Origin of the sequence: Peptostreptococcus faecalis (genome assembly GCF_900240845.1) — a bacterium.
GTDB lineage: Bacteria > Bacillota > Clostridia > Peptostreptococcales > Peptostreptococcaceae > Peptostreptococcus > Peptostreptococcus faecalis.
Map to the genome: position 1 here is coordinate 149234 of NZ_OERU01000002.1, position 24112 is coordinate 173345.

The 24112-nt window shown below is 29.7% G+C and carries 23 protein-coding genes; 7 read left to right on the plus strand and 16 right to left on the minus strand.

The window, feature by feature from the left end:
• Nucleotides 1-146: 146 nt before the first annotated feature.
• The 6 genes from gap to C0982_RS06000 form a co-directional block, all read right to left on the minus strand.
• The gene (gap, locus tag C0982_RS05975) at nt 147-1154 is read right to left on the minus strand and encodes a type I glyceraldehyde-3-phosphate dehydrogenase (protein ID WP_101773349.1); all 1008 of its coding nucleotides are present in this window, start codon (nt 1152-1154) and stop codon (nt 147-149) included.
• 77 nt (nt 1155-1231) lie between these two features.
• On the minus strand, nt 1232-2260 hold the full coding sequence (locus C0982_RS05980) for a sugar-binding transcriptional regulator (RefSeq protein ID WP_101773350.1): 1029 nt from the start codon (nt 2258-2260) through the stop codon (nt 1232-1234).
• Nucleotides 2261-2491: 231 nt separating this feature from the next.
• Complete coding sequence (gene rpoN / locus C0982_RS05985; protein WP_101773351.1) at nt 2492-3835, minus strand: RNA polymerase factor sigma-54; 1344 nt, start codon at nt 3833-3835, stop codon at nt 2492-2494.
• A gap of 42 nt (nt 3836-3877) precedes the next feature.
• Nucleotides 3878-4945, minus strand: coding sequence for a lysylphosphatidylglycerol synthase transmembrane domain-containing protein (locus tag C0982_RS05990; RefSeq protein ID WP_101773352.1), 1068 nt, complete (start codon nt 4943-4945; stop codon nt 3878-3880).
• Between the two features lie 43 nt (nt 4946-4988).
• Nucleotides 4989-5681: a polysaccharide deacetylase family protein gene (locus tag C0982_RS05995; protein ID WP_101773353.1), complete on the minus strand. Its 693-nt coding sequence runs from the start codon at nt 5679-5681 to the stop codon at nt 4989-4991.
• A gap of 278 nt (nt 5682-5959) precedes the next feature.
• A complete protein-coding gene (locus tag C0982_RS06000; protein ID WP_101773354.1) occupies nt 5960-7063 on the minus strand; it encodes an MGDG synthase family glycosyltransferase in 1104 nt (367 codons plus the stop codon).
• Nucleotides 7064-7337: 274 nt separating this feature from the next.
• On the opposite strand from C0982_RS06000, the gene fba reads away from it, so the two are divergent.
• Nucleotides 7338-8261, plus strand: a complete 924-nt coding sequence (gene fba / locus C0982_RS06005) for a class II fructose-1,6-bisphosphate aldolase (RefSeq protein WP_101773355.1) — start codon at nt 7338-7340, stop codon at nt 8259-8261.
• A 44-nt stretch (nt 8262-8305) separates the two neighbouring features.
• Here fba and C0982_RS06010 read toward each other — a convergent pair whose 3' ends face one another.
• From C0982_RS06010 to C0982_RS06020, 3 genes are all read right to left on the minus strand, one after another.
• Nucleotides 8306-8863: a 5' nucleotidase, NT5C type gene (locus C0982_RS06010; protein WP_242961517.1), complete on the minus strand. Its 558-nt coding sequence runs from the start codon at nt 8861-8863 to the stop codon at nt 8306-8308.
• A 99-nt stretch (nt 8864-8962) separates the two neighbouring features.
• Nucleotides 8963-9661 (minus strand): metallophosphoesterase, encoded by a 699-nt coding sequence (locus C0982_RS06015; RefSeq protein WP_101773357.1) that lies wholly within the window; start codon nt 9659-9661, stop codon nt 8963-8965.
• A gap of 26 nt (nt 9662-9687) precedes the next feature.
• Nucleotides 9688-10650 (minus strand): MBL fold metallo-hydrolase, encoded by a 963-nt coding sequence (locus C0982_RS06020; protein WP_101773358.1) that lies wholly within the window; start codon nt 10648-10650, stop codon nt 9688-9690.
• 158 nt (nt 10651-10808) lie between these two features.
• On the opposite strand from C0982_RS06020, the gene C0982_RS06025 reads away from it, so the two are divergent.
• Complete coding sequence (locus tag C0982_RS06025) at nt 10809-11060, plus strand: hypothetical protein (RefSeq protein ID WP_101773359.1); 252 nt, start codon at nt 10809-10811, stop codon at nt 11058-11060.
• Between the two features lie 150 nt (nt 11061-11210).
• On the opposite strand, the gene C0982_RS06030 is transcribed toward C0982_RS06025, so the two are convergent.
• The 6 genes from C0982_RS06030 to C0982_RS06055 form a co-directional block, all read right to left on the minus strand.
• Entirely contained in the window at nt 11211-11876 is a 666-nt protein-coding gene (locus tag C0982_RS06030; protein WP_101773360.1) for a helix-turn-helix transcriptional regulator, read from the minus strand.
• A gap of 115 nt (nt 11877-11991) precedes the next feature.
• Complete coding sequence (gene buk / locus C0982_RS06035) at nt 11992-13047, minus strand: butyrate kinase (RefSeq protein WP_101773361.1); 1056 nt, start codon at nt 13045-13047, stop codon at nt 11992-11994.
• A gap of 36 nt (nt 13048-13083) precedes the next feature.
• Nucleotides 13084-13980, minus strand: a complete 897-nt coding sequence (locus C0982_RS06040; protein WP_101773362.1) for a bifunctional enoyl-CoA hydratase/phosphate acetyltransferase — start codon at nt 13978-13980, stop codon at nt 13084-13086.
• Nucleotides 13981-14139: 159 nt separating this feature from the next.
• Entirely contained in the window at nt 14140-14712 is a 573-nt protein-coding gene (locus tag C0982_RS06045) for an indolepyruvate oxidoreductase subunit beta (RefSeq protein WP_101773363.1), read from the minus strand.
• Nucleotide 14713: 1 nt separating this feature from the next.
• Complete coding sequence (iorA, locus tag C0982_RS06050) at nt 14714-16501, minus strand: indolepyruvate ferredoxin oxidoreductase subunit alpha (RefSeq protein WP_101773364.1); 1788 nt, start codon at nt 16499-16501, stop codon at nt 14714-14716.
• Nucleotides 16502-16835: 334 nt separating this feature from the next.
• A complete protein-coding gene (locus C0982_RS06055; protein ID WP_101773365.1) occupies nt 16836-17972 on the minus strand; it encodes a hypothetical protein in 1137 nt (378 codons plus the stop codon).
• Nucleotides 17973-18241: 269 nt separating this feature from the next.
• Here C0982_RS06055 and C0982_RS06060 point away from each other — a divergent pair, with 269 nt between their 5' ends.
• From C0982_RS06060 to C0982_RS06070, 3 genes are read left to right on the plus strand one after another with little or no spacing between them, the layout of a single operon-like run.
• Nucleotides 18242-18979 (plus strand): HAD family hydrolase, encoded by a 738-nt coding sequence (locus C0982_RS06060; protein WP_101773366.1) that lies wholly within the window; start codon nt 18242-18244, stop codon nt 18977-18979.
• Nucleotides 18980-19035: 56 nt separating this feature from the next.
• Entirely contained in the window at nt 19036-19446 is a 411-nt protein-coding gene (locus C0982_RS06065; RefSeq protein ID WP_101773367.1) for a tetratricopeptide repeat protein, read from the plus strand.
• Between the two features lie 15 nt (nt 19447-19461).
• Nucleotides 19462-19965, plus strand: a complete 504-nt coding sequence (locus tag C0982_RS06070) for a hypothetical protein (protein ID WP_101773368.1) — start codon at nt 19462-19464, stop codon at nt 19963-19965.
• Nucleotides 19966-20018: 53 nt separating this feature from the next.
• On the opposite strand, the gene C0982_RS06075 is transcribed toward C0982_RS06070, so the two are convergent.
• Nucleotides 20019-20624 (minus strand): hypothetical protein, encoded by a 606-nt coding sequence (locus C0982_RS06075; protein ID WP_101773369.1) that lies wholly within the window; start codon nt 20622-20624, stop codon nt 20019-20021.
• A gap of 293 nt (nt 20625-20917) precedes the next feature.
• Between C0982_RS06075 and C0982_RS06080 the strand changes: the two genes are divergently transcribed.
• Nucleotides 20918-21871, plus strand: coding sequence for a Ppx/GppA phosphatase family protein (locus tag C0982_RS06080; RefSeq protein WP_145994502.1), 954 nt, complete (start codon nt 20918-20920; stop codon nt 21869-21871).
• A 44-nt stretch (nt 21872-21915) separates the two neighbouring features.
• Nucleotides 21916-24045, plus strand: a complete 2130-nt coding sequence (ppk1, locus tag C0982_RS06085; RefSeq protein ID WP_207653234.1) for a polyphosphate kinase 1 — start codon at nt 21916-21918, stop codon at nt 24043-24045.
• Nucleotides 24046-24112 lie beyond the last annotated feature (67 nt).

The window sequence follows — 24112 nt, forward strand, 5'->3', positions numbered from 1 at the left end:
ACTAAAACAAAATAATTATTATATACAATTCATTGAGAATCACATAATAAAAGTCCGAGGGTTAAAGAAACTTACCCTCGGACTTTAAATTTCTGGCGCCTTCGAGGCCTATTAAAGACTTTTCTTCAAAACCAGTTTATTTTTTATTATTTTGTCATGCTTCCTACTAAAGATAGTGTTCTAATTAACTGTGATACATAAGACATTTCATTATCATACCAAGATACAGTCTTAACTAACTGATGTCCGTTTACATCCATTACCTTTGTTAGAGTCGCATCAAATAATGATCCGTAATGTATTCCTATTATATCACTTGATACTATTTCATCTTCAGTGTATCCAAAAGATTCATTTGAAGCAGCCTTCATAGCAGCATTTACTTCTTCTACTGATGTGTTCTTTTCAAGTACACAAACTAATTCAGTAATTGATCCTGTTGCTACTGGAACTCTCTGTGCAGCTCCATCAAGCTTACCAACTAATTCTGGTATTACAAGACCTATAGCCTTTGCTGCACCTGTTGTGTTAGGTACAATATTTTCTGAAGCAGCTCTAGCTCTTCTTAAATCTCCCTTTGCATGAGGTGCATCAAGAGTATTTTGGTCATTTGTATATGCATGTATAGTAGTCATTAATCCTTCTACTATTCCAAACTTATCCTGTAATACCTTAGCCATTGGTGCAAGGCAGTTTGTTGTACAAGATGCTCCTGAAACTACTGTTTCACTACCATCTAATATATCTGAGTTTACATTGTATACTATTGTCTTTACATCACCTGTAGCTGGTGCAGAAATTAGAACTTTCTTTGCTCCTGCCTTTATGTGCGCTTCTGCTTTTTCCTTTGAAGTGAAAAATCCAGTACATTCTAAAACTATATCAACATCCATTTCCTTCCAAGTAAGATTTTCAGGATTTCTTTCTGATAATATCTTTATTTCTTTTCCATTTACAATAAAAGCATCTTTTTCTTCAATTATTTCTCCATTGAATCTGCCCTGTGCTGTATCATATTTAAAAAGATGAGCTAACATGTGAGAATCTGTTAAATCATTTATTGCTACTACTTCAAACTTATCTGACTGTTCAACCATCTGTCTTAATGCTAATCTACCTATTCTACCAAATCCATTAATTGCTACTTTAACCATTTTTTACCTCCAACCTATTTCATAGGGTTCTTTTATTTTTCAATTTATATTATCTATATTTAAACTAAGTTTATAGATTAATTACTTATTTTATTCAATATTTCTCTTGCGCTGTTTTCATCAGTTATTAAAGTTAAGTTTTTGTTTATTTTATACATTGCCAAGAATGAATCTACTTTGTCTTGACCTGAAAACACGACTATTGGGTTTTTTGAGTTTTTATACATTTCTATGTCTATTCCAATAGTATTTAACTTCATAACTATATTTCCATCTTTATCGAAATAATATCCAAAAGCTTCAGCAATTGCGCCTCCGTCTTTTAGTTTTTTGATATCTTCTTGAGACATCGCTCGTCTTTTAGCCATTACATCAGCTCTTCCAACACTAAGTATCATTTTGTCAGCTAATTTTAAGTCTTCTATCGTATTTTTCACATCAGGTATATTCATAATTGTTTCCCTTGCACTATCTTCAACTTGATCTGGAACATATAAAAATTCTACCTTTGCTCCCAAGTTTTTAGCAAGTAAAGCTGCTATATTATTTGCCTGAATGTCAATATCTAGACCTACACTTCCTCTTGTTGGCAATACTGTAACTTCACCATAGCGAGTTTCTGACTTGATATTTTCTGCAATATCTCTCATAGTAGTTCCTCCAGCTATAGCTACTATATCTTCAGGTTTTAAAACCTTAAGTATATAATCAGCTGCACATTTCGCAACTCCCTTTGATATGCCTTCTTTTGTTTCATTTATATTTTTAGATATTGCTATATTTTTTATTCCTAGCTTTTCCTTTAGACTTTGCTGTAATACTGAAATTCCCATTACTTCAATCATTACTTGGTCTAGTTTTTTCAAAACATCTTTGCCTTCTTCAGTGATTGTCATACCAGATCCAGCAATTTCTATCAAATTTTGTTCCTTCAAGAAATCTATCTCCGTTCTAGTTGTCCTCTCACTAATGTCTAATAGAACAGATAGCATTCTTCTGCCAATTGGCTGACTAATTGAGATTTGTCTTAAAATCGCATATCTCTTTTCCATCAGTTCAATAGCATGAGGAATTATTTTTTTTTGAACTTCTATCAACTCGTCCATTTTATTTTCCTCCTGTTTTAAAAGAAGTGGGCTGTTTGTCGTCCTATGATGTTACTTTCTGTCCCACATGGATTATTATATACCCTCCTTTTAAAAAAATCAATCTAATTTATAAAATTTATTTATTTATTTTTAATTTTTTTATTCTCTACAAATTTAATCTCGCATAAGGACAAAGGTACTATCTTGATATGTTACTAATAGCAAGATAGTACCTTTGTTCTTATATATTTATAATATTTTTCTCTTAGACGAATTTAAAAAGCCTAATTCTTCCCTATACTTTGATATAGTTCGTCTCGCAACGTCATATCCCTTTTCTTTTAGAATATCCTCTATCTTTTTATCGCTTAAAGGCTTCCTTTTTTCTTCATTATCAATAATTTCTTTTATGCACTTTTTTATTTCCGATGAAGAAATTACATTTCCATTGTCTAGTTCATATGAATTGGAAAAAAAATGTTTAAATTCTAACAATCCTTTAGATGTCAACATATATTTATCATTCACGCCCCTACTCACTGTAGATACATGGCAACCAACTATATCTGATATATCGTTTAGAGTCATTGGTTTTAACTGTGCATTACTTTCAAAAAAACCGTATTGTAATTCTATAATAGCGTTTGCAATTTTTACTATCGTAGAATTTCTTTCGTATACATCATCCATTATTTTTTTTGCAGAATTTAATTTTTCTTTTAAGAAAAGCTTTACCTCTTTATCGTCAGTATTTATAAATAGATTTTTATAATATTCATTTATTCCTATCCTTACCTTTTTTTCATCATACGGCTTAGCAATATATCTCCCCTCTTCTAACTCAACAACTACATCTGGATACGCATATACTATTGTATCGTCACTACAGGCTTCTACTGGTTTTGGATTTAATGATTTTATTAATTCAATATATGAAATTACATCATCTTTTTTTATTTTATATGTGGATGATAGTATTTTAATATTTGAATTCGCTATGGCGTTTAAATTTTCTTTTATCATCTTCTCTAGTACATCATCAAATATACCTCGTTGACGAAGTTGTAAAATGATACATTCCTTTAAATTTCTAGCACAAATACCAGTAGGCTCTAAACTCTGAACTATCTCTATACATTCTTCAACTTTGCTTTTACTTACCTTTAATTTTTTAGATATAATATCATTTTCCTCTCTTAAATAGCCATCCTTATCAAGGCTATCAATCAAGTAGTTACATATTCCTTTATGTTTATTAGAAATTTTCATTATGTTTATTTGCGCATGCAATTTATCGTAAATAGTATCTCTATCCACGGTCATATTTTCAAAGTCATAATCCGAAGTATCCGTAAATACAGTTTCATTTCTATCAACTCTATGTGTCTTAATGTCGTTTTTTATATACTCTTCCCAATCTATTTCGTTTTTTTCAATCTTTACTTCTAATGCTGGATTGCTTTCATATTCAATTTCTAACTTATTTTCTAACTCCTGTCGACCTAAATTCAGTATATTTAAAGACTGAACCAATTTATTTGAAATAATTATTTTTTGGGTCTGTTTTTGTTCTATTTTATTTTGAATGGACATAAACCAACCTCCTTATTTAAATACTGACTCAGCCTTTATATTTTAAGCATTTTCTTTTTCTTTAATTTCTTTGTTAGCACTGATATTTTTCGTTGTTGTTATATACATCACTAATGATATTATACCACTAATTATTAATACTGAGTAGAAATTTGCAATTCTTGTAAGCAACATTGCTGGTATAACAAGACCACTTCCGAAAAATATTCTAAATAATCCAACAAAGACGCTTTCACTAGCACCTACTGCTCCTGGCAACGGAAGTGCTGATACAGCAATATTTAATATTGCTTGAGCAAACATCAAATCCCACATAGAGAATCCACTTAATCCAAACCCCTTATATATAAAATATGGAATTATAAATAAAGCTGCAATTTGAATCATAGTTACAAGTGTTACATGTAATATAACTTTAGGATTATTTTTCATATAAATCGCACCCGCTTCATACTCCTGTATAGATACTGATATCTTATTTTTCATTTTATCTAAGTTCTTTACCAATTTTATCTTGTAAAGAAATAAAACCGATACATTTAAAATTTTAAACACAGTCTTAGGTGAAAAAATTAAAAGTGCAATAGCTAACAAGATCACTGCATTTGATAAAAATCCGTACAGCAAAAGCAATTTAACCCCAGTCATTTGAGTTATATTATCACTTATTGGTGAAAAAAAAGCCGCTATTCCGTAAGCAATTACAACTAGCTGATGTGCTACAAACACTACCATCAATCCAAGTGAAGATGATGTCATAGATATTCCATCCCTTTTCATAAAGAAAATTTGAGCAGGTTGCCCTCCTGAAGCTGATGGCGTTATTGAACTAAAATAAAATCCTACAAATCCATACCCCAAGCAATTTTTTATATTTGTTTTTTTATTAAGGGCTTTCATCATTATCCATATATTTATTCCTTCACAGATTATATAAAAAGCCATAAGTCCCAATGCAATTAGCATGAATGTAGGCTTCACATTTTTTATAGCATTTATTATTTCTGTTGGAGATTCATCTTTCAATACATATGCGATGTATCCAACCATTATCACTACCATTATACCAATTCCTAGAAACTGGCTCTTTTTACTCTTTAATCCTTCCATTTTCACTCCTTTTCGGTATATAATTTTAAAATTATTTTATTTATTACTGTGGCAATACAAAATTATACCCCTTCTCTTTTAACTTAGGTATTGCTATATCAAGACCTTCTATAGTATTAAGTGGTGCATCTTTTGCTCCTCCAGAGTTTTCTCCTGCATCATGTAAGCAAATAATACTGTTTTTAGTTGTCCTTTTTAATAATTTTTCACTAATAGACTCCGGTGTACTACTTGCACTCCAATCTTCTGCCATTACATCCCAATACATCAGTTTCATATTGTGCTTTTTAACAAAGTGATTAGAAAATATATTGGTATGACCCCATGGTGGTCTATATATAAAGTCTTTAACTCCTAAACTACTCATTATTTGCTTGCTATTTTCAAAATCCTTCTTTGTATAAAAATAGCTATAAAGCATTGCATTTTTGTGTTCCCAAGAATGAAGAGCTATTTTATGACCTTTATTTTCTATTTTTTTCACTATTTCTGAATTATTTTGTGCATTTTTGGCAACCATAAAAAATATAGCTTTCACATCATTTTTTTCTAGTACCGCTAACAACTGATTAATATATCTTTTATCTGGACCATCATCAAATGTCAGCATTATATTATTATCCGTATCCGTTTTTCTTATTGCATTTTTATTAAATATCTTATTGTAGTATGTTGGTATTATAGAATGAACTATAAATACTAATACCAATACAAGTAAAATCTTTATCAATATCATCTCTACCTCCTAGTATGTAATATTTATGTATATTTTAATTATAACTAAGCATAATATTTTTTACTAGCCTATATCCTTTTTTCTATTTTTTTGTTGTCGTTATATCTTTAAATACAGGCTAATCCACTTGAAAAGTGAATTAGCCTTTTAATCAATTTATAAATAAAAATAAGGCTGCCTTATCTTACCGAGACAACCTTATTCTTATCACTTATTACTAATCATTTATTATTTAATTAAACATTATCTCTTTGTTATAATTGTCAATTCTTCTGAAATTATATTATTGACTCTGCATCCATACAAGATGCATTATAGTAATTTTTATTTAACCCATCAACAAATCTTGACATCGACTTTTTAATTTTAGACATACTAGCATTATCATTCAATAATCTTTCGACTATATCTAAATCTTTTTCAGATGTTCCATCAAGCATGAATCCAAAATTATTAGAATATATAAAATCCACATTTTTAACTTCATTTGGTAAAGTAGTAGGTAGTGAAATAATTGGTGTCAACGAATAAATCGACTCAAACACTGTTATTCCACCTGGCTTAGTGATAATACAATCTGCTTTTTCTAGTAGTTCATAAACTTTATTTGTAAATCCAACTACTGTTATATTATCATACTTACCATGTAGCATTTCATATGCCTTTTTATTATTACCTGTTACTATTGTAGTATGTATATTATTCAATGAGTTTAATTTTTTATAAAAAGAATCTTCTTCAGGAAGTATACCAAATCCACCTCCCATTATTAAGAGTTCTTTATTTTTATTTATCTTTATAGTTTTATTCTTACCAAAAGTATTATTCATAGATATCTTTCTAAAATTCATAGAAACTGGTATTCCTGAAGATATTATTATATCTTTTTTTACTCCCTTTTCTACTAATTCATTCATTATTGAATCAGAAGGAACTAAATATCTATTTGTATAATCATTTATCCATTCATAGTGACTGCTTACATCTGTAATACAAGTTACTAAAGATATTTTAGATCCGCTTTCTTTTTTATAAAGCCCAATACCTTGAGATATTAGTGGGAAAGTAGATACAATTACATCTGCTTGTTTTTCTAATATCAACTTTTCAGCCATGTTTGCAAATCTTCTAGTAAATACATCTCTTCCGCTTGTTTTTCTATCATTTCTTAAATAGTACAGACTATATAATTCCTTAGCATATTTTAGTGTGACATTAAATGCTTTGTATAGGAATTTTGATAGTGTCGGCATAGTATACTCAAAATAGTCAATTATTTCAACATCTGCTTCACTATTAAATTTTAATATATCCTGTTTTATAGAATTGGCTGCTGACACATGCCCCATACCATATTTTGCTGTCAAAATAACTATTTTCATTTTATGCCACCTCCTTATAGCCTCTTATCTTTCTTTATATTCATTATACGATCTAAAACTAAAATAAAAGTGCATATATTTCTTAATTTTTCTTTAAGATTTTCTGTATTAAAATATAATATTAAATAGTTTACACAATGAAATTTACGCAAGTTTAAAAAAATTATTATTATTTTAGCTATCATTTTTTTTTTTTTTTGATATAATAGGACTTGACAATAATAAAAATTTAAATTTTTGTCTAATATAATTATATATTTGTAAGGAGGATATTATGTCGTTAATAAACACTAAAAAAATGTTCGAAAAAGCATACAAGGGTGGATACTCAATTGGAGCTTTTAATATAAGTGATTTAGAACAACTACAAGGAGTTCTTAGAGCTTGTAAGGAAAAAAATTCTGCAGTTATTATTCAGGCTTCAAAGTCAGCTATTGAATATGCAGGCATAAATACATTAGTAGCTATGGTAAAGGCTGCATCAGATGAAATAGGAGTAGATTGTGCTCTACACCTTGACCATGGTCCAAATTTTGAAATGGCTAAGAAGTGTATAGATGCTGGATTTACATCAGTTATGATTGATGGTTCTCATCTTGATTACGAAGAAAATGTTGCTATTACTAAGGAAGTTGTAGAATATGCACACTCTAAAAATGTATCAGTAGAAGCTGAATTAGGTGTTCTAGCTGGAACAGAAGATGATGTTACTTCTGATGTACACAAGTTTACTGATCCTGATCAGGCAGTTGACTTTGTAAACAGAACAGGCGTTGATTCACTTGCTATAGCTATAGGTACTTCTCACGGAGCATTCAAGTTCAAGGGAGAAGCTAAGTTAAGATTTGACATACTTGAATCAATTCAGGCAAAGCTTCCAAACTACCCAATCGTTCTTCACGGAGCGTCTGCTGTAGATCAGGAAATTGTTGCTACTGCTAATAAATTTGGTGGAGATATCGCCGGAGCTAAGGGTATTCCAGTTGAAATGCTTAGAAAAGCATCATCAATGGCTGTTTGCAAAATCAACATGGATACAGATTTAAGACTAGCAATGACTGCTTCTATGAGAAAGTTCATGGCTGAAAACCCATCACAGTTTGACCCTAGAAAATATCTAGGTGCTGGAAGAGATGCTATACAGGCAGTTGTATCAGAAAAAATAGACATTGTTTTAGGATCTAAAGATTCTCTTTAATCCACATACTTAAATAAAAAATCTCCTCTTACTGAGGAGATTTTTTATTTAAGTAATATTTTTTGAATTTCTTTCCAGTTTTTTACCCTTATTATATTTTGACCGTCTATATTTTGATTATATGCACAATCTAATAAAATAACTTTTATTCCAGCTTTATCTAAATTTATTGCATTCTCTGGATCATCTTCAATAAATATATCACACCTTAGCTTTTTTGCCATACTTACTTTCCCGCCATTTCCGCTAAGTGAGTATACCAAATCAGGATCAAGTCCATTGTTTGATATCCATTTTTTCGTTATATCATCGATTTCACTGCTCCTAGCAGTCACAAAAAAAACTTTATCACCACTACGTTCTAATTGATTTATCACATTTGTGACATTATCCAATATATTCATCTCTTCGTATATATAAGAATAATTTATATCAAAATTTTCATATATCCAATCATATTCAGTACCGTAGACATCATTCCAGTTAGTAGATATAAACTGATCATTTGTAATTTCTTTGCCCGTTAGTTTATTTAAATAGGGAACAAAAAAGTATGGATCAATCATTGTCCCATCTATATCAATGCATATATTTCTACTCACCATCTACCTCCGCTGCATCTTCTATTAATTATTTTGAGTTCCAAAAATTGTTAAATTTTAATTTAGTATTTATTTTTTCATTTAAATTTATACTAAATTTTATTTAATAAAAATTTCTTTCAATTTAAAATCTAAATAATCACACGATACCAAATGAAAATTTACACCATTTAATTCTCCTTGAAGTCCATACTTAAAGTTTTCCTTTCCATGAATGTGCCCATATATAACATGCTCAGGTTTGTATTCGTTTATAATATCCATAAAAAAGGAGTTTTCAAACTTTTCATTAGTTGGAGGATAATGCATAATTACTATAAATTTATCAAAACCATCTTTTCTTGCACTTTCTAGAGATATTTTTAATCTATTTGCTTCTCTTTTATATATTTCAAAATCTTTTTCTTCAAAGCAATGTTCATTAGGACAAATCCACCCTCTGCTACCACATATTGCATATTCTCCTAATGTTTCATATTTTGTATTCATAAAATTCATATCATCTTCGTACAATTTATTTAATGCTGTAGCTGTACCCCACCAATAATCATGATTTCCTCTTATCAAATATTTTTTACCAGGACACTCAGAAATTCTATCCAAGTCCACTCTAGCATCTTGAAGTTTTGAAGCCCATGAAATATCTCCTACGATTAAAACTACGTCCTCATTTGATACTTTTTCTTTCCAATCATCAAATATAATCTTGTCGTGTCCTATCCAGTTATCACCAAATATATTCATCGGCTTATCTACAGCTCCAGATAAGTGTAAATCACCTATTGCAAACAGCTTCATTATTTTACCTCCAATATTACATAGTTTTACTTTTCGCGTTTTTTCATAATTGCATCTTTAATTTTATCCGCATCATATTTTTCAATTGCTACATATTTTAGTATGTTATCTTCAAGGGCAACTTCAATTAATTTAAGATCATGTAAAAATGCCAGTGTAGCATTTAATGAGTTTCTATACTCTAAATATGCCATATAGTATGATGGTAATTTTTTTATATCTATAAAATTCTTTATTATTTCGTCTATTGTCTTTGGCTCTTTTAGTGTATCCATAACAAATTCTACTAATCTAACCAAAGCCTTGTAGTTATAGTCTGCTATTTCTATAGTTTCCGATTTTGAATATACTCCTCTAGAATGACCCAATATGCTGTATTTAAAATCAATATTTTTTACATTTTCTAAAGATCTTATTTGACTCGGATAGTCATACATAAATAAGAAATCAAACTTAGCCAGTGAATTTTTTGTTACCATTAAATCCGCTAAAAATACAACATCGTCATCCGTTTTTATACCAACTCCATCGCTTGTATGCCCAGAGCAATCCACTATTTCAAATATATGATTCTTAATATTTATTTTTTCGCCTGGATATACAGTATTATCTACTTTTGTTGATCCTTGAAAGTGCTTTTCGATTTCGCTTTTTATATTTTGTGAATGTCTTCCACCTATTAAAAAATCTACATATACATCAGGATTTTCCATGTATATCTTTGCTCTCTTAGGTGCATATATTATAACATCTGGATATATTTCTCTTATCTGATAATTCCCTCCACAGTGATCTTCGTGTTCATGTGTAGTCATTATATATTTAACATCCATTTTATTTTCTTGTAAAATTTCAACCATTTTATTTATTCTACTTCCGCCAATACCAGTATCTATTAGAAGTACAGTATTATCTTCGAATATATATACTCCGGTGTTAGTTCCACCTCGTATCCAATAAGTATTACCTTTTATCTGATTTAATTTCATCTCACACCACCTGTACTTAGTAATCTACACTATATTTTATCATATTTAAGAAAGTATATCATCAGTCAGAATCCTTTTATTGAGCAATCACCTTGAACCTAAATATATTACATTGTATAATATACATAAATTAATTTAAATTTTAAGGAGTAATAGCTATGAATAGATACACAAAAATAATAAATATCATGGGAAGTTATTATACTAAAGACTTCGAAAAAGATAAAAAAAATATTATAAAAGTTAGAGAAGTAAAAGAAGAAACTGTAAGAAAGTTCTTCTTACAAGGTAACTGTGAAGTTTTAGTAGTATTTGAAGATACTGGTAAAGAAATTCTAATTGACGATTTTTCTTCATATGAAGATATAAAAAAATATTTAGGTTCTTCTTTTATAAATAAAAAAAGATAATAGTCTTCCATATAAATTAAAATTTGAATCAAAAAAAATGAGAATCTTAGGGGGATAAGATTCTCATTAGGGGAGATTGAGTATTCTAAATTACGTTACACTATATATTTATCACATTTTAATGCTTTTTAAACATAATTTTCAAAAGTTTTATTTATTTTTTTCATTTTTTTCAATTTCATTAAGGTAGTTATATATAGTATACCTTGATACACCAATCTGTTCAGCTATATATGGAACTGATTTTTGTATATTAAAAACTCCTGCATTTTTCAAATTTTTAATCAACAATATCCTATCTTGCTTGTTCATACCCACTATTGGTTTTTTCATTTTTTCCACTTCAGCCAAAAATTTTCTCTGAACTAACTCCCCGCTATCATAAGTGTCAAACTCATCATATACTTCTGATCCCATTGACAAAAAGCTCTTGATTTTCATATCTAAACCTACTAAATCATCACAATCATAATTAATACAAAATGATAAGTTTTTTCCAAATGCCTTTGTAACAATGGTTGATGACTTTATTTCTTTTTTTACCTTTTTACTCGCTTTTTTATAGTTTATAGTATGTCCGCCCTTACTTCTTTCTATCAACTCTTCAGATCTAGTTGTCAGTGCATCTCCAACTTCTCTTCCAGTCACATGGCCATTATATATCGCCAATATTGACTTTTCTGGATTATCCAGATCAGATATAACGACTTCACAGTTGTTTCCAAACATTTCTGATATAATCATTGCCAATGTGTCTATAAATGACATAAAAGAGCCGAAGTCCTCTACTACACCTTCATATTTATCAATATTCATAAATCATTCATACAACAGAATTTCTTTGTTGTATTCCTCCTATCCCTTAGATTTCATTACATCGTCTTTGAGTTATAATGATTTTATTTCGGTGCAGAATTTGTTTAATATAGTTTTATAATCTAAGCTTGTCAGCTTTTTCTTGACCTTTCATAATTCTATATCCACCAGCAGCTAATGCTTTCATTTCAAATTCTCCTGGATACAACTTTACTGGAGCAATGAAAGATACTCTTTCTATTATCCAGTCTGTCAACATTTTAGAATGTGACATTCCACCTGTCAATAATATCGCATCTATCTTCCCATTTTCTACTACAGATAATGCTCCTATAGACTTTGAAATTTGATATGCCATAGCTTCATACACATGCTTTGCATTTTCATCTCCATTTGCTATCATTTTTTCTACTTCTCTAGCATCATTTGTTCCTAGATGTGAAACTAATCCACCTACGCTGTCTTCATATTTCTGAAGAGCATCTCCACCTTCTTCTTTAACAATATTTATACAACTGTAAATTGGTATAAAACCTGCTCTATTTGTTGAAAAAGGGCCTTCATCAGAAGATGTAATATCAATTAGGTGACCATTTTTTTGAATATTTAAAGATATTCCACCACCCAAATGAGCAACGATTATTGATGAATTTTTGTAATCAAGTCCATTTTCTTCACAATATCTCATCGCTACAGCTCTTGTGTTTAGAGCGTGGGAAAAACTTCTTCTTGGATATTTTTTAACACCTGATAATCTTGATAAATCAGTCAATTCATCAACTGATACTGCATCGTATATATACGCTGGAATATCATTTTTCTTTGATATTTCTCTTGCTACCAAAGCACCTAAGTTCGATGCATGCAATTGAGCTGGATGGTTTCTTGCTATATCACATAATTCATCGTCAATAACGTACGCACCTGTATGAACTGGTGGCAACATCCCACCTCTAGATACAATTACATCAATTTCACTAGGGGAAATTGAGTTTTTATCTAAAAAGTCATACACTTGTTTTAATCTCATATCAGTCTGATCATATAGACCTTTATATTGCTTTAAAACATCCGCATCTATAGTTATATTCTCTATTATTTTTTCTTCTAAATCTTCATATATTCCAACTTTTGTAGAAGTCGATCCTGGGTTTATAATAAGTATTTTCATATTTTGTGTTCCTCCACATAAATTCACTTGATTTAATTAATGCTGTGCTAGTGCAGCCATAGCGATTGACAAGTATTTTTCTTCAGCAGATGCACTACGAGATGTCAATACAATCAAACACTTAGCCCCTACTATAAATCCTGCCATTTTTCCTCCAGCTGCAAAATTGAATGTCTTATCCAATATATTCCCAGCATGTATATCTGGAGCAAGTAATATATCTGGATCACCAGCTACTTCGCTCTTGTATTCTTTTACTTCGGATGCCTTTTTGCTATAAGCTAAATCAAAAGATATAGGACCTTCAACTATACATCCTGTTATTTCTCCTCTTTGATTTCTAGCTTTCAACTCACCTGCATCTACTGTACACTGCATTTTAGGATTTACCTTTTCTATTGCTGAAAGACACGCTATTTTTGGTTTTTCATATCCTAACTTGTGATAAATTTCTACAGCGTTTTCTATTATTTTTTGTTTTTCTTCTACATCTGGATAGGTACACATACCACCATCTGTAATTGTAATCAATTTATGGTATGTAGGTACTTCTTCAAATGACATATGGGACATTAATCTGTCAGTTCTAAGTCCCTTTTCTTTATCAACTACGGCTCTCATCAAAACAGCAGTTTCTATATGACCTTTTAGTATAAAGTCAACTTCACCTTCTCTAACTAACTCAACTACCTTTTCTGCAGCTTCTTCAGGCGAAGCTACATTTATAATAGGATACTCTTTTTTTGCTCCTAATTCATTTAACACTTCTTTTATTTCATCTTCAAACCCTATAAATACAGGTTTTGCAAGTCCAATATTCTCTGCTTCTAGAGCTCCACCAATCGCTGCGTGGTCTGCCATACATACACCACAACGCTTCATATCTGGAAATGCTTTTACTCTTTCTATAACTTCATCAAAACTTCTAATCATGTTTGCCTCCATTAATTTAATACAAAAGAAGGTAAAGATATCCTCACAATATCTTCACCTTCTTCTTTTTAAAAGATTTTGTTTGAATATAATTCAATTAAATATCTTATTTAATATTTAATTTTATTATAACAAATTAATCAGGATTATTGTATTTTTTTACAATAGTTCCATTCCGACTCTTAAAGCTTTTTTGTTAAGTTCAACAAACTGTGGCTTTACGTTTTCTTCAATAATCTTATCCCAGTCTATTTCTTCAAGATTCATACTCTTAACTATTGTTCCAAGTAAAATTATATTCATAACTCTTGGATTACCTAGTTTTTCAGCTTCAGCTGTAGCATCAAAAGAGAATAACTTTCCTGCTCTAGCTTCAATTAATTCTTTTGTGTTTTCTGGATATTTATCCTTACCACTCAACACACCTATAGGATTAAATCTAGCAGTATTTAATACAACTACGCCATCACTCTTTAAATAGTCAATATTTCTTAAAACTTCTAGTTCTTCAAATCCCATTATTATATCTGCTTCACCTAGCGGAACAACAGGTGAAAATACTTTTTCTCCATATCTTAAATGTGTTAGTACAGGGCCCTCTCTTTGACTCATACCGTGAACTTCGCTCATCTTAACATCGTATCCAGCACTCATTAGTCCTATTGTCAATAATTTACTAGCAGTTATAGTTCCCTGACCACCTATTCCAGTCAACAGTACATTTTTAGTCATATTACTTTACCACCTTTCCAATTGCCTTTACAGGACATACTTGTGCACATACACTACATCCAACGCACTTGTTTATATCAATTGAAGATTTTTTCTTTTCTGTTTGGAAAGAAATTGCTGGACATCCAGTTTTTGTACACTTTCTACATCCAATACATACGCTTTCATCAACTGTATACTTATCTTGGAAAGAGTTAGGGAAATTAGCCTTATCTTCTTCAGATTGTTTCTTCAATGCACATGGCCACCAAGTAATTATAACAGCTGGTTCATCAAGTGATAGCCCCCATTCAAGAGCTTCTTCAACTTCCTTCAAATCATTTGGATTTATTCTTCTAATATTTTTTACACCTATAGCTCTTACAACAGTTTCAATATCAACTTCGTTACTCTCAACACCCTGAGCAGTTAATCCTGTTCCTGGGTTTTCCTGCTGTCCAGTCATACCTGTGATTCTGTTATCTAGTATGCAAGTAAGTGTACTACTGTTATTATATACTACATCAAGTAATGAGTTTATTCCTGAATGGAAGAAAGTAGAATCTCCTAGTACAGATACAACCTTTGTATCCTGATTTTCATCCATTGAGAACACTTGTGCAGCACCATGTCCCATACTCACGCTGGCACCCATACATAAAGTCATATCCATTGCGTTGTATGGAGGTCCAAATCCTAGAGTGTAACATCCTATATCTCCAGAAATCATTATATTCTTTTTCTTTCCTAATGTGTAGAAAAATCCTCTATGTGGACATCCTGCACAGAAAGTTGGTGCTCTGTTAATCATTACATCTTTGGCATCTTGATCGATTGCAATTTCTGTACCAAATACCGAGTTTCTAATTACTTCTGGTATCATTTCACCATATCTTGGGAATACGTCCTTTCCGTGACATTCGATACCCATAGCTTTTATATGAGTTTCCATAACTGGATCGTTTTCTTCTATTATGTAGATTTTATCTACCTTAGAAGCAAATTCTCTAATTAATTCATCTGGCATTGGATTACTAAATCCTATCTTTAAGTAAGATGCATCTTTACCAAAAACTTCTTGAGCGTAAAGATAACAATCTCCAGATGTAATTACCCCTATTTTTGTGTCATTATATTCAGCAAAGTTCCATTTGCAATTATTTGAGTATTCATATAAGTCGTCCATTCTCTTGAATATAAATTGCTTTCTAACCTTTGCATTAGCTGGTACCATTACATATTTTTGTGGTTGTTTTTCCCATTTTTTAATACCAACTTCATTTCTATCTTCGATTTCAACTAGACCCTTAGAGTGACAGACACGAGTAGTCATTCTTATAATTATTGGAGTATCATGTTTTTCACTCAAATCGTAGGCTTCAACTACCATAGCCTTACATTCCTGGCTATCTGCTGGTTCGAATACTGGAACAAATGCAGCCTTAGCTAAGTTTCTATTATCCTGCTCATTTTGTGAAGAGAACTGTCCAGGCTCATCGGCAGTTACAAGAACTAACCCACCATTTACGCCTGAATAGGCAGCTGTGAAAAATGGATCCGCAGCTACGTTTAATCCAACGTGCTTCATAGATGCAAAAGATCTGGCACCAGCAACAGACGCACCGATGGATGATTCTAATGCAACTTTTTCATTTGGTGCCCACTCTGCTACTAAATCTTTTCTATCGTATTCTGATAGATTTTCTAGTATTTCCGTACTTGGAGTTCCTGGGTATGCAGCGGCAAATTTAACGCCGGCTTCAAAAACACCTCTAGCGATTGCTTCATCGCCTGTCATAAGTTTTTTCATGTTTAAAACCTCCTAGATACATATAAATTACTTAAAATAATTCACTCTATAGACTAACTACAATTTTAATGATTTACCTTCATTAACCTAATTATATCACTTATGTTTTGTATGTCAACATATTGTATAATTCATCATTTTTTTAAACATTTAATAATATGTTTAAATTTTCTGATTATTATTTATTATAATTTTTACAATTATAGTTTAGGTTTAATAAATACTGACTATTAGATATAATAAACTAATAAAAAAAAATGACTATAAATTTTTATAGTCATTTTTTTAATTGAAAAGACAATTCACTTAAAAATATTAATCAAATTTTCACATCTTATTCATCAATAAAATCATAAAAATCGTCATTTCCCGATTCGATAAAATCAAACAACACATTTTGTTCAAATTCATATACATGTTCTTTTTCAATAAACTTTGGTATAAATGACTGAACAGTAGATTCTATAAAGTTGCGAGATTCTAAATCATATGTCGCTAAAAACATATTATTTTCATTTACATATATATTAAACATAATGTCATTATTTATAACATATATATCTCTATCTACGTGTGAATTATCAAAGAAATACTGTGTATATAGGTTTCCATTTTCATATTTTACTTTTTGTATCATTGGATAAGTATTAAAGATGAGTTTTTCTAAGTCGTCTATTTTTGTTTCACTATTTAATTTATATATATCTAGAACTTCCCTTTTTGAAATTATATCAAATACCTCAAAATCATATATTGCATTAGTACTTATTATAAATATAGATCTAAGCCTAAAGTCATATGCATCATCATATGCAAGGCCATCATCTTCCAACTCAAACTTTTCTATATTTACTACTATTTTACCTTCATAATATCCATCTATATCTTCATAAACACAATTACAAATAAATCTATCTTCACTCTTTTTTTCAATTTCATTATATAGGAGAGCTCCATTTATCTTTGTAATATGCTGATTTGCCACTTCTTCGCTTCCAGAAAAATATAGTAATGCTTTTTTATCCCTTGCAATAAATCTCATAACCATATAATTTACAAATTCATTTTCTGTGTCAATTTCCTTGTAAATCTTGTCCATTAAATTATATATACTTATATTTTCATTTTTGTTTTTTTTATAAATTTCTAAGTCTTCTTCTTTTAAATTTTCTGGAACTGGTTTATTATAATATTCATTTTTCTCTAGGTAACAATTTACCATAAAAATTGCTTCTTCTTCATCTAAAGCAATCTTACTTCCACCTAGCCCTCCATATTTTTTTTTATAGAATAATTCCTTTTCTTCCCTCGAAATATTTTCTAAAGGATAGAAATCGGAAATACCAAGACCTTCATCATCTAGCATAAACACATGATAAATTTCATCTTCAACATCATTGATCCACTCTATAGCTAACATCAATGTACCCATTAGCCTCGTGTTCGTACAAAAAGACTTCTTAAATCTCATTGTTTTTCCTCCTATAACTTTATATAATTATAATATTATATAATATTTCTATCTATGTAAAGGTTTTCTTTTTGATAATATATAAATTATACAATAAAAAATTATATTACTTTGATGTTAACTAGAGTTAGCACTCAAGAATTTCCTACTAATTTATTTCTTGTTATACACCTACAGTGCTTTTATCTGTGCTGATATGCAATAAAAAAGCTGAATATTTTAAATATATTTGATATAATGTTGTTAAGAGTTTTTAAAGGTGGTGAATTATGAGCAAAATAGCAGCTTTTTTCGATATTGACGGAACTCTATATAGAGATTCTTTGCTAATTGAGCATTTTAGAAAATTAATTAAATATGAAATAATAGACGAAAAAGAGTGGTCTGATCACTTAAAGGCTACATACATGAACTGGGATAAAAGACAAGGAAACTATGATGACTACTTGTATGAAATTTCTGATCAGTATTTAGAAGCTATTAGTGGCCTTAGCAAGTCTAATATGGATTTTGTAAGCGACCAAGTAATAAAACTAAAGGCAGACAGAGTATATAAATTCACTAGATCTAGAATTAACTGGCATAAGTCCCAAGGACATACTGTAATATTTATATCAGGATCTCCTGATTTTTTGGTTAGTAGAATGGCTAAAAAATATGAGGTCACTGATAATATAGGGAGTTCATATATTGTAAAAGATGGTTTACTTACTGGAGAGGTCATTCCAATGTGGGATTCTAATAGCAAAGATAAGGCTATTGATTCTTTTGTAGAAAAATATGATATAGATATGTTGAAATCTTACGCATATGGAGATACTGCTGGCGATTTAGCAATGTTAAGAAGAGTTGGACATCCAGTAGCAATTAATCCTTCTAGAGAGTTTCTAAGGCGTATTAAAGAAGATTCTTATCTACGTTCTACAGCTAAGATAATAATTGAAAGAAAAGATGTGATTTATCAGGTTAATCCTGACGTAGAACATATTGAAGCAGGCTGTAAATAATTATGGTTTAATAAAGATTTTAACAGTATATTAAAATCTTAAAGGGGGGTACAAATATGTCAACTTATAATGATTATACTTATGCTAGAAATTTACTAAATCAAGGCGATTTTAGAAGATGTTACGATACATTGAATAATTATACGGATAAAGATTCTGAATGGTATTACCTTAGAGGTGTATCTGCAATGAATTTAGGCTTTTATGAAGAAGGTGAAGACTATATAAAAAGAGCAAAATTTATGGAACCTTCTAATCAAGAGTATCAAAATGCATATGATAAATATATAAATTATAGAAATAACTACAATAATAGAGCTCAATATTATAACAACAGAAGAAGCAATGGACTAGATAACCCTGGCTGCTGTTGCTGTGGAAGTAACTGTTGTGATACTTGTTGTACACTATGGTGCTGTGACTGTCTATGTGAATCAATGGGTGGCGATTTAATCAGCTGTTGTTAACAGGAGCTTAATATTATGAATAGAAATACAGTTGCAAGAAGAGTTTCTATATCTGGGATGCTTCTTGCGTTAAATACACTTGTTTTTATATTAGTTAATTATATACCTACAAATACAATTGCTTTTCTAGCTTTAGCTTCTTTTTTCGCAGCTATTGTGATAATTGAATTTGGATTAAAATACGGATGTATATATACAATTGCTTCTGTTTTAATGGCGTTACTGATTTTGAGTAATAAACTACACTTTTTGACATATCTGCTAACTTTTGGCACATATGGAGTCGTAAAAGCTATTATTGAAATGAATTTCAAAAATAGTTTACAACTGTTAGTAAAATTTATATATTCAAGTATAGCGTTTTTTGTGTTATACTATGTTGCGATAATGTTTATAAAAATTGATTTTAATATTTTATACATACTAGCATTTGAAGTTGCTTTTTTTGTATATGATTTTGTGTACACTCAATTTATTTATTTTTATAATGATAAATTAAAAAAACGATTTAAATTATAATAATTTAAACAAAAAAAACATCTTTATCCTAACTAAATAAAGATGTTTTTTTATTATTTATTTTCTAAGCTATCTGCTATTCGTTCTAATGCATCTGCTATTCTAGTTAAAGAATCATTTATATTTGAATCATCGTCTTCTTCATCGTAAAATTTAACTTTTAAATCGCTCAATTCATCCATGCCATCATCAAGAAAATCATCCTCTTTAAAAAGTTTCTTTTTATCTAAAAGTTGATCATTTTCTTCCATATAGCCATCATCTAAATAATCATCACCCAGCGGTATTTCACTTTGCTCATAGTCTTCTAGATCATCTAATTCTTTTTCATATTCATTTTCTTCTAAAAAATCTTCCTCAAAAAAATCACTGTCTAAATCATATCCCTTAGTTTTATTTTCATCTTCAAATTCATTATAAATATCTGTTTCTTCTAAAAAATCTTCTTCTAATAAATTCCTTATACCTTCTTCAGTTTCATCCTTACCAACTGCCTTTAATTCTTCAAGCTTTGGAATCATTCCTGAATCATCTAAATCATACCCGAAATCTTCTTCATCTATGTCTTCCTTCATAGCTTTCTTGCCTATGTCTTTTATAGCCCTAGTCTTTTCTAAATCTTCTTCAAATTCCAATAATTTCTTGTCTTTTTTATACATGAAAACACCTCTTTAATACTAATTTAGAACAGATACTCACTACTATATTATACAACAGTTTTTATTTCTTATCCACAGCTTAGATAAATATAATTTTTTTTAATTAAAAAATAATCTCAAAGTACTTCCATTAAACTTTTGACTATACTATACTCTTTTAAAATATTTTATTGTATAATTTATTATATATACATTTATAGAAGATGAATTGTTATATGATTTTGCCATAAAATATATAAGTAAATACTTAAGGTATTATTTAAAATAAACAATTTTATGTATAAATTTAAATATTGATAGGAGGTAAGTGTAGTTTTATTTTTATCGAAATTACACGTGATTTTATGAACTGTGCCGTAATAGATATAGGAGCGAATACAATACGTTTAAGTATTTTTGCCATAGATAAATCTCTTCCAGTTCTGCTTTTTAATAAAAAGCAAACTGCTGGTCTAGCAAACTACAATGATGATGGATATTTAAATAAAGCAGGTATCGAAACATTAATATCTGTACTTGAAAAATACAAAAATATTTTGTCATATTATCCAGTTGATCAAACTTTTGTTTTTGCAACTGCATCACTTAGAAATGTAATAAACTCTTCTTCAATTATAAAAAAAGTGAAAAATGAGTTAAAATTAAAAATAGATTTACTGGATTCTCAAGAAGAAGCAAATCTAGGTTTTTTAGGAATATCTACGTCTTTTCATCACCTTAAAACCGGAATGAGTGTTGATATTGGTGGTGGTTCTACAGAAATAGTACTTTTTAAAGATAAAGAAATCAGAGTTGTCTTTGGTATTGATGAGGGTTGTCTTTCTCTCCATAAAAAGTTTTGTAATGGTGTAATACCTGAAAAAGACGAGATCTTGAAAATGACATCTTATATTGAAGATAAAACATGGGGATTTGGAGATAGTACAGGAGAAATAGATACCATTTCTGGAATAGGTGGTACTATACGATCCGTTGGAAAAGTACTAAAAGAATTAGATCTAGCTGATAACAAAAGATGCTACGATATTGTATCCATGAATAAATTATACCATATGCTTTTAGAAAAAGATTCTGAAGCATATGACGCTTTATTGAAAGTGGTTCCTGATAGATCCCATACATTACTTTGTGGTCTTGTAATTTTAAAAAGAATTTGTGAATTATTCGATATCAAGCAAGTGAATGCTTCAAGCTACGGATTGAGAGAAGGTTATGTAATAAATCAGTTGAATGAATGCGATAAATAAATTTTACAATAAAGTAAATTACTTAAAAATGGAGGTTGTTGAATATGTCTGAAAAAATAAAACCAGAATATATGCAAAATAGAGAAGTTTCCTGGCTTCGATTTAATGACAGAGTTCTAGCTGAAGCCGACCAAGAAGATGTTGAAGTGTATGAGCGATACAAATTTGTAAGTATATTTACCAGCAACCTCGATGAATTCTTTATGATTAGAATTGGTAGTTTGCATGACTTATCACTTTTAAAAAAGCCACATCCTGACTCAAAAACAGGCATGTTGCCACAAGAACAGATAAACGAAGTTCTAAATATGCTACCAAAAATGTATAGCAGAAAAGATGAGTTATACAAAAAAATCACCAGAGAATTAAGCACATATAATATAAATGAATACAATTTTTTACAATTAAACTCAAAACAAAAAAAATACGTACACGACTATTATCTTGAAAATATAAAACCAATTTTGTCTCCTCAAATAATTGATAAACAGCATCCATTTCCTTTTCTGGAAAATCTTGCTTTAAATATTTTTATTGAATTTGAAAGAGAAGAAAAAACATACTTTGGAGTTGTTCCGATTCCAGATACTATTAAAAAATTCCTTCTTTTTCCTGGAGAATCGATAGACTTTATACTACCAGAAAAAATAATATATCATTACGTAGATAACTTATTTGAAGGCTATAGCGTAAAGTCAAAAGCCATCATTTGTGTTACAAGAAATTTTGATTTAGATGCAGATGCAGAATTTGAAGATGAGCTTGAAGATTATAAAGATAAGATGAAGATGGTTTTAAAGAAAAGAAAAAGACAGGCTGCTGTAAGACTTGAGTCAAATCAAAAGCTTACAAAAAATATGAAAAATTTCTTACTTGAAAACTTAGAATTAAGTAATGAATCTTACTTTTTTGTAGACTCACCTTTAAAGATGAAGTATGTACATGAACTATTAGATATAATTCCTTCTGCTAAAAAAGAAAAAATATTGTATCCTAAGTTCTACCCTTACTACCTCAACTTTCCAAAGAGCAATAGCCTTATAGATAAATTTGAAAAAAAAGATCTTCTGTTGTCATATCCATATGATGATATGCAAACTTTTATAGATTTATTAAAAGAAGCTGCTTATGACAGCAGAGTTTTATCAATAAAAATAACAATTTACAGGCTTGCAAAAAACTCGCAGATAGCAAAATATCTTAGTAGAGCTGCCGAAAATGGAAAAGATGTAACTGTCTTTATGGAGCTAAAAGCTAGATTTGATGAAGAGAATAATATCAACTATGCTAATATTTTATACCAAGCTGGATGTAAGATAATATACGGATTTGAACGCTTTAAAGTTCACTCAAAAGTTCTGCAAATTACATATAAAAACAAGCGAGATGAATATATGTACATAACTCAAATTGGTACAGGTAATTACAATGAATCTACTTCAGAAATATATGCTGATTTTTCACTAATTACCGGAAATAGGGAAATCGGACTAGATACTCTAGACTTTTTTAATCATATGTCTGTAGGCAACCTAAATGGAAAATACGAACATCTTGTTCAATCTCCATCTTCTTTAAAAGACAAATTTTTAAAATTGATTGATGAAGAGATAAAAAAAGGAGATGATGGATTCTTATTTTTCAAAATGAATTCTTTTACAGATAAAGACTTTATACAAAAAATATCTGAGGCCTCTCAAAATGGTGTTAAAGTATATTTAATAATACGTGGAATTTGTTGTATTTTGCCTAATGTTAAAGGATATACTGATAATGTAGAGGTTCGATCTATTGTAGGAAGATTTCTTGAACATGCAAGAGTATTCCAGTTTGGAAAAGGAAATGATGCTAAACTATATATTGGATCAGCAGATTTAATGACAAGAAACACTGAACAAAGGGTTGAAATAGCCTGTCCAGTACTGGATGAAGATATACAAAAAGTAATACAAAATTATATTTCAAAACAATTACATGATAACGTAAAAGGTAGAATAATGAATTCTAATGGTGAGTTCGAATTTGTCGTAGATAATAATGATAAGTTTTCTTCACAAGATTATTTCATACAACAAGCTGTTGAAAAAAGAAATATCCAACTTGACAAGAGCAATTTAAATGAAAATAAAAAAATATTTTCTATGGATAAACTAAGAAGTTTTTTCAAAAAATAACTAGTTATAAATACTTAATTGAAATTAAATATTTTTTATTAATCAGTAAACAAACTATAAAAAACTC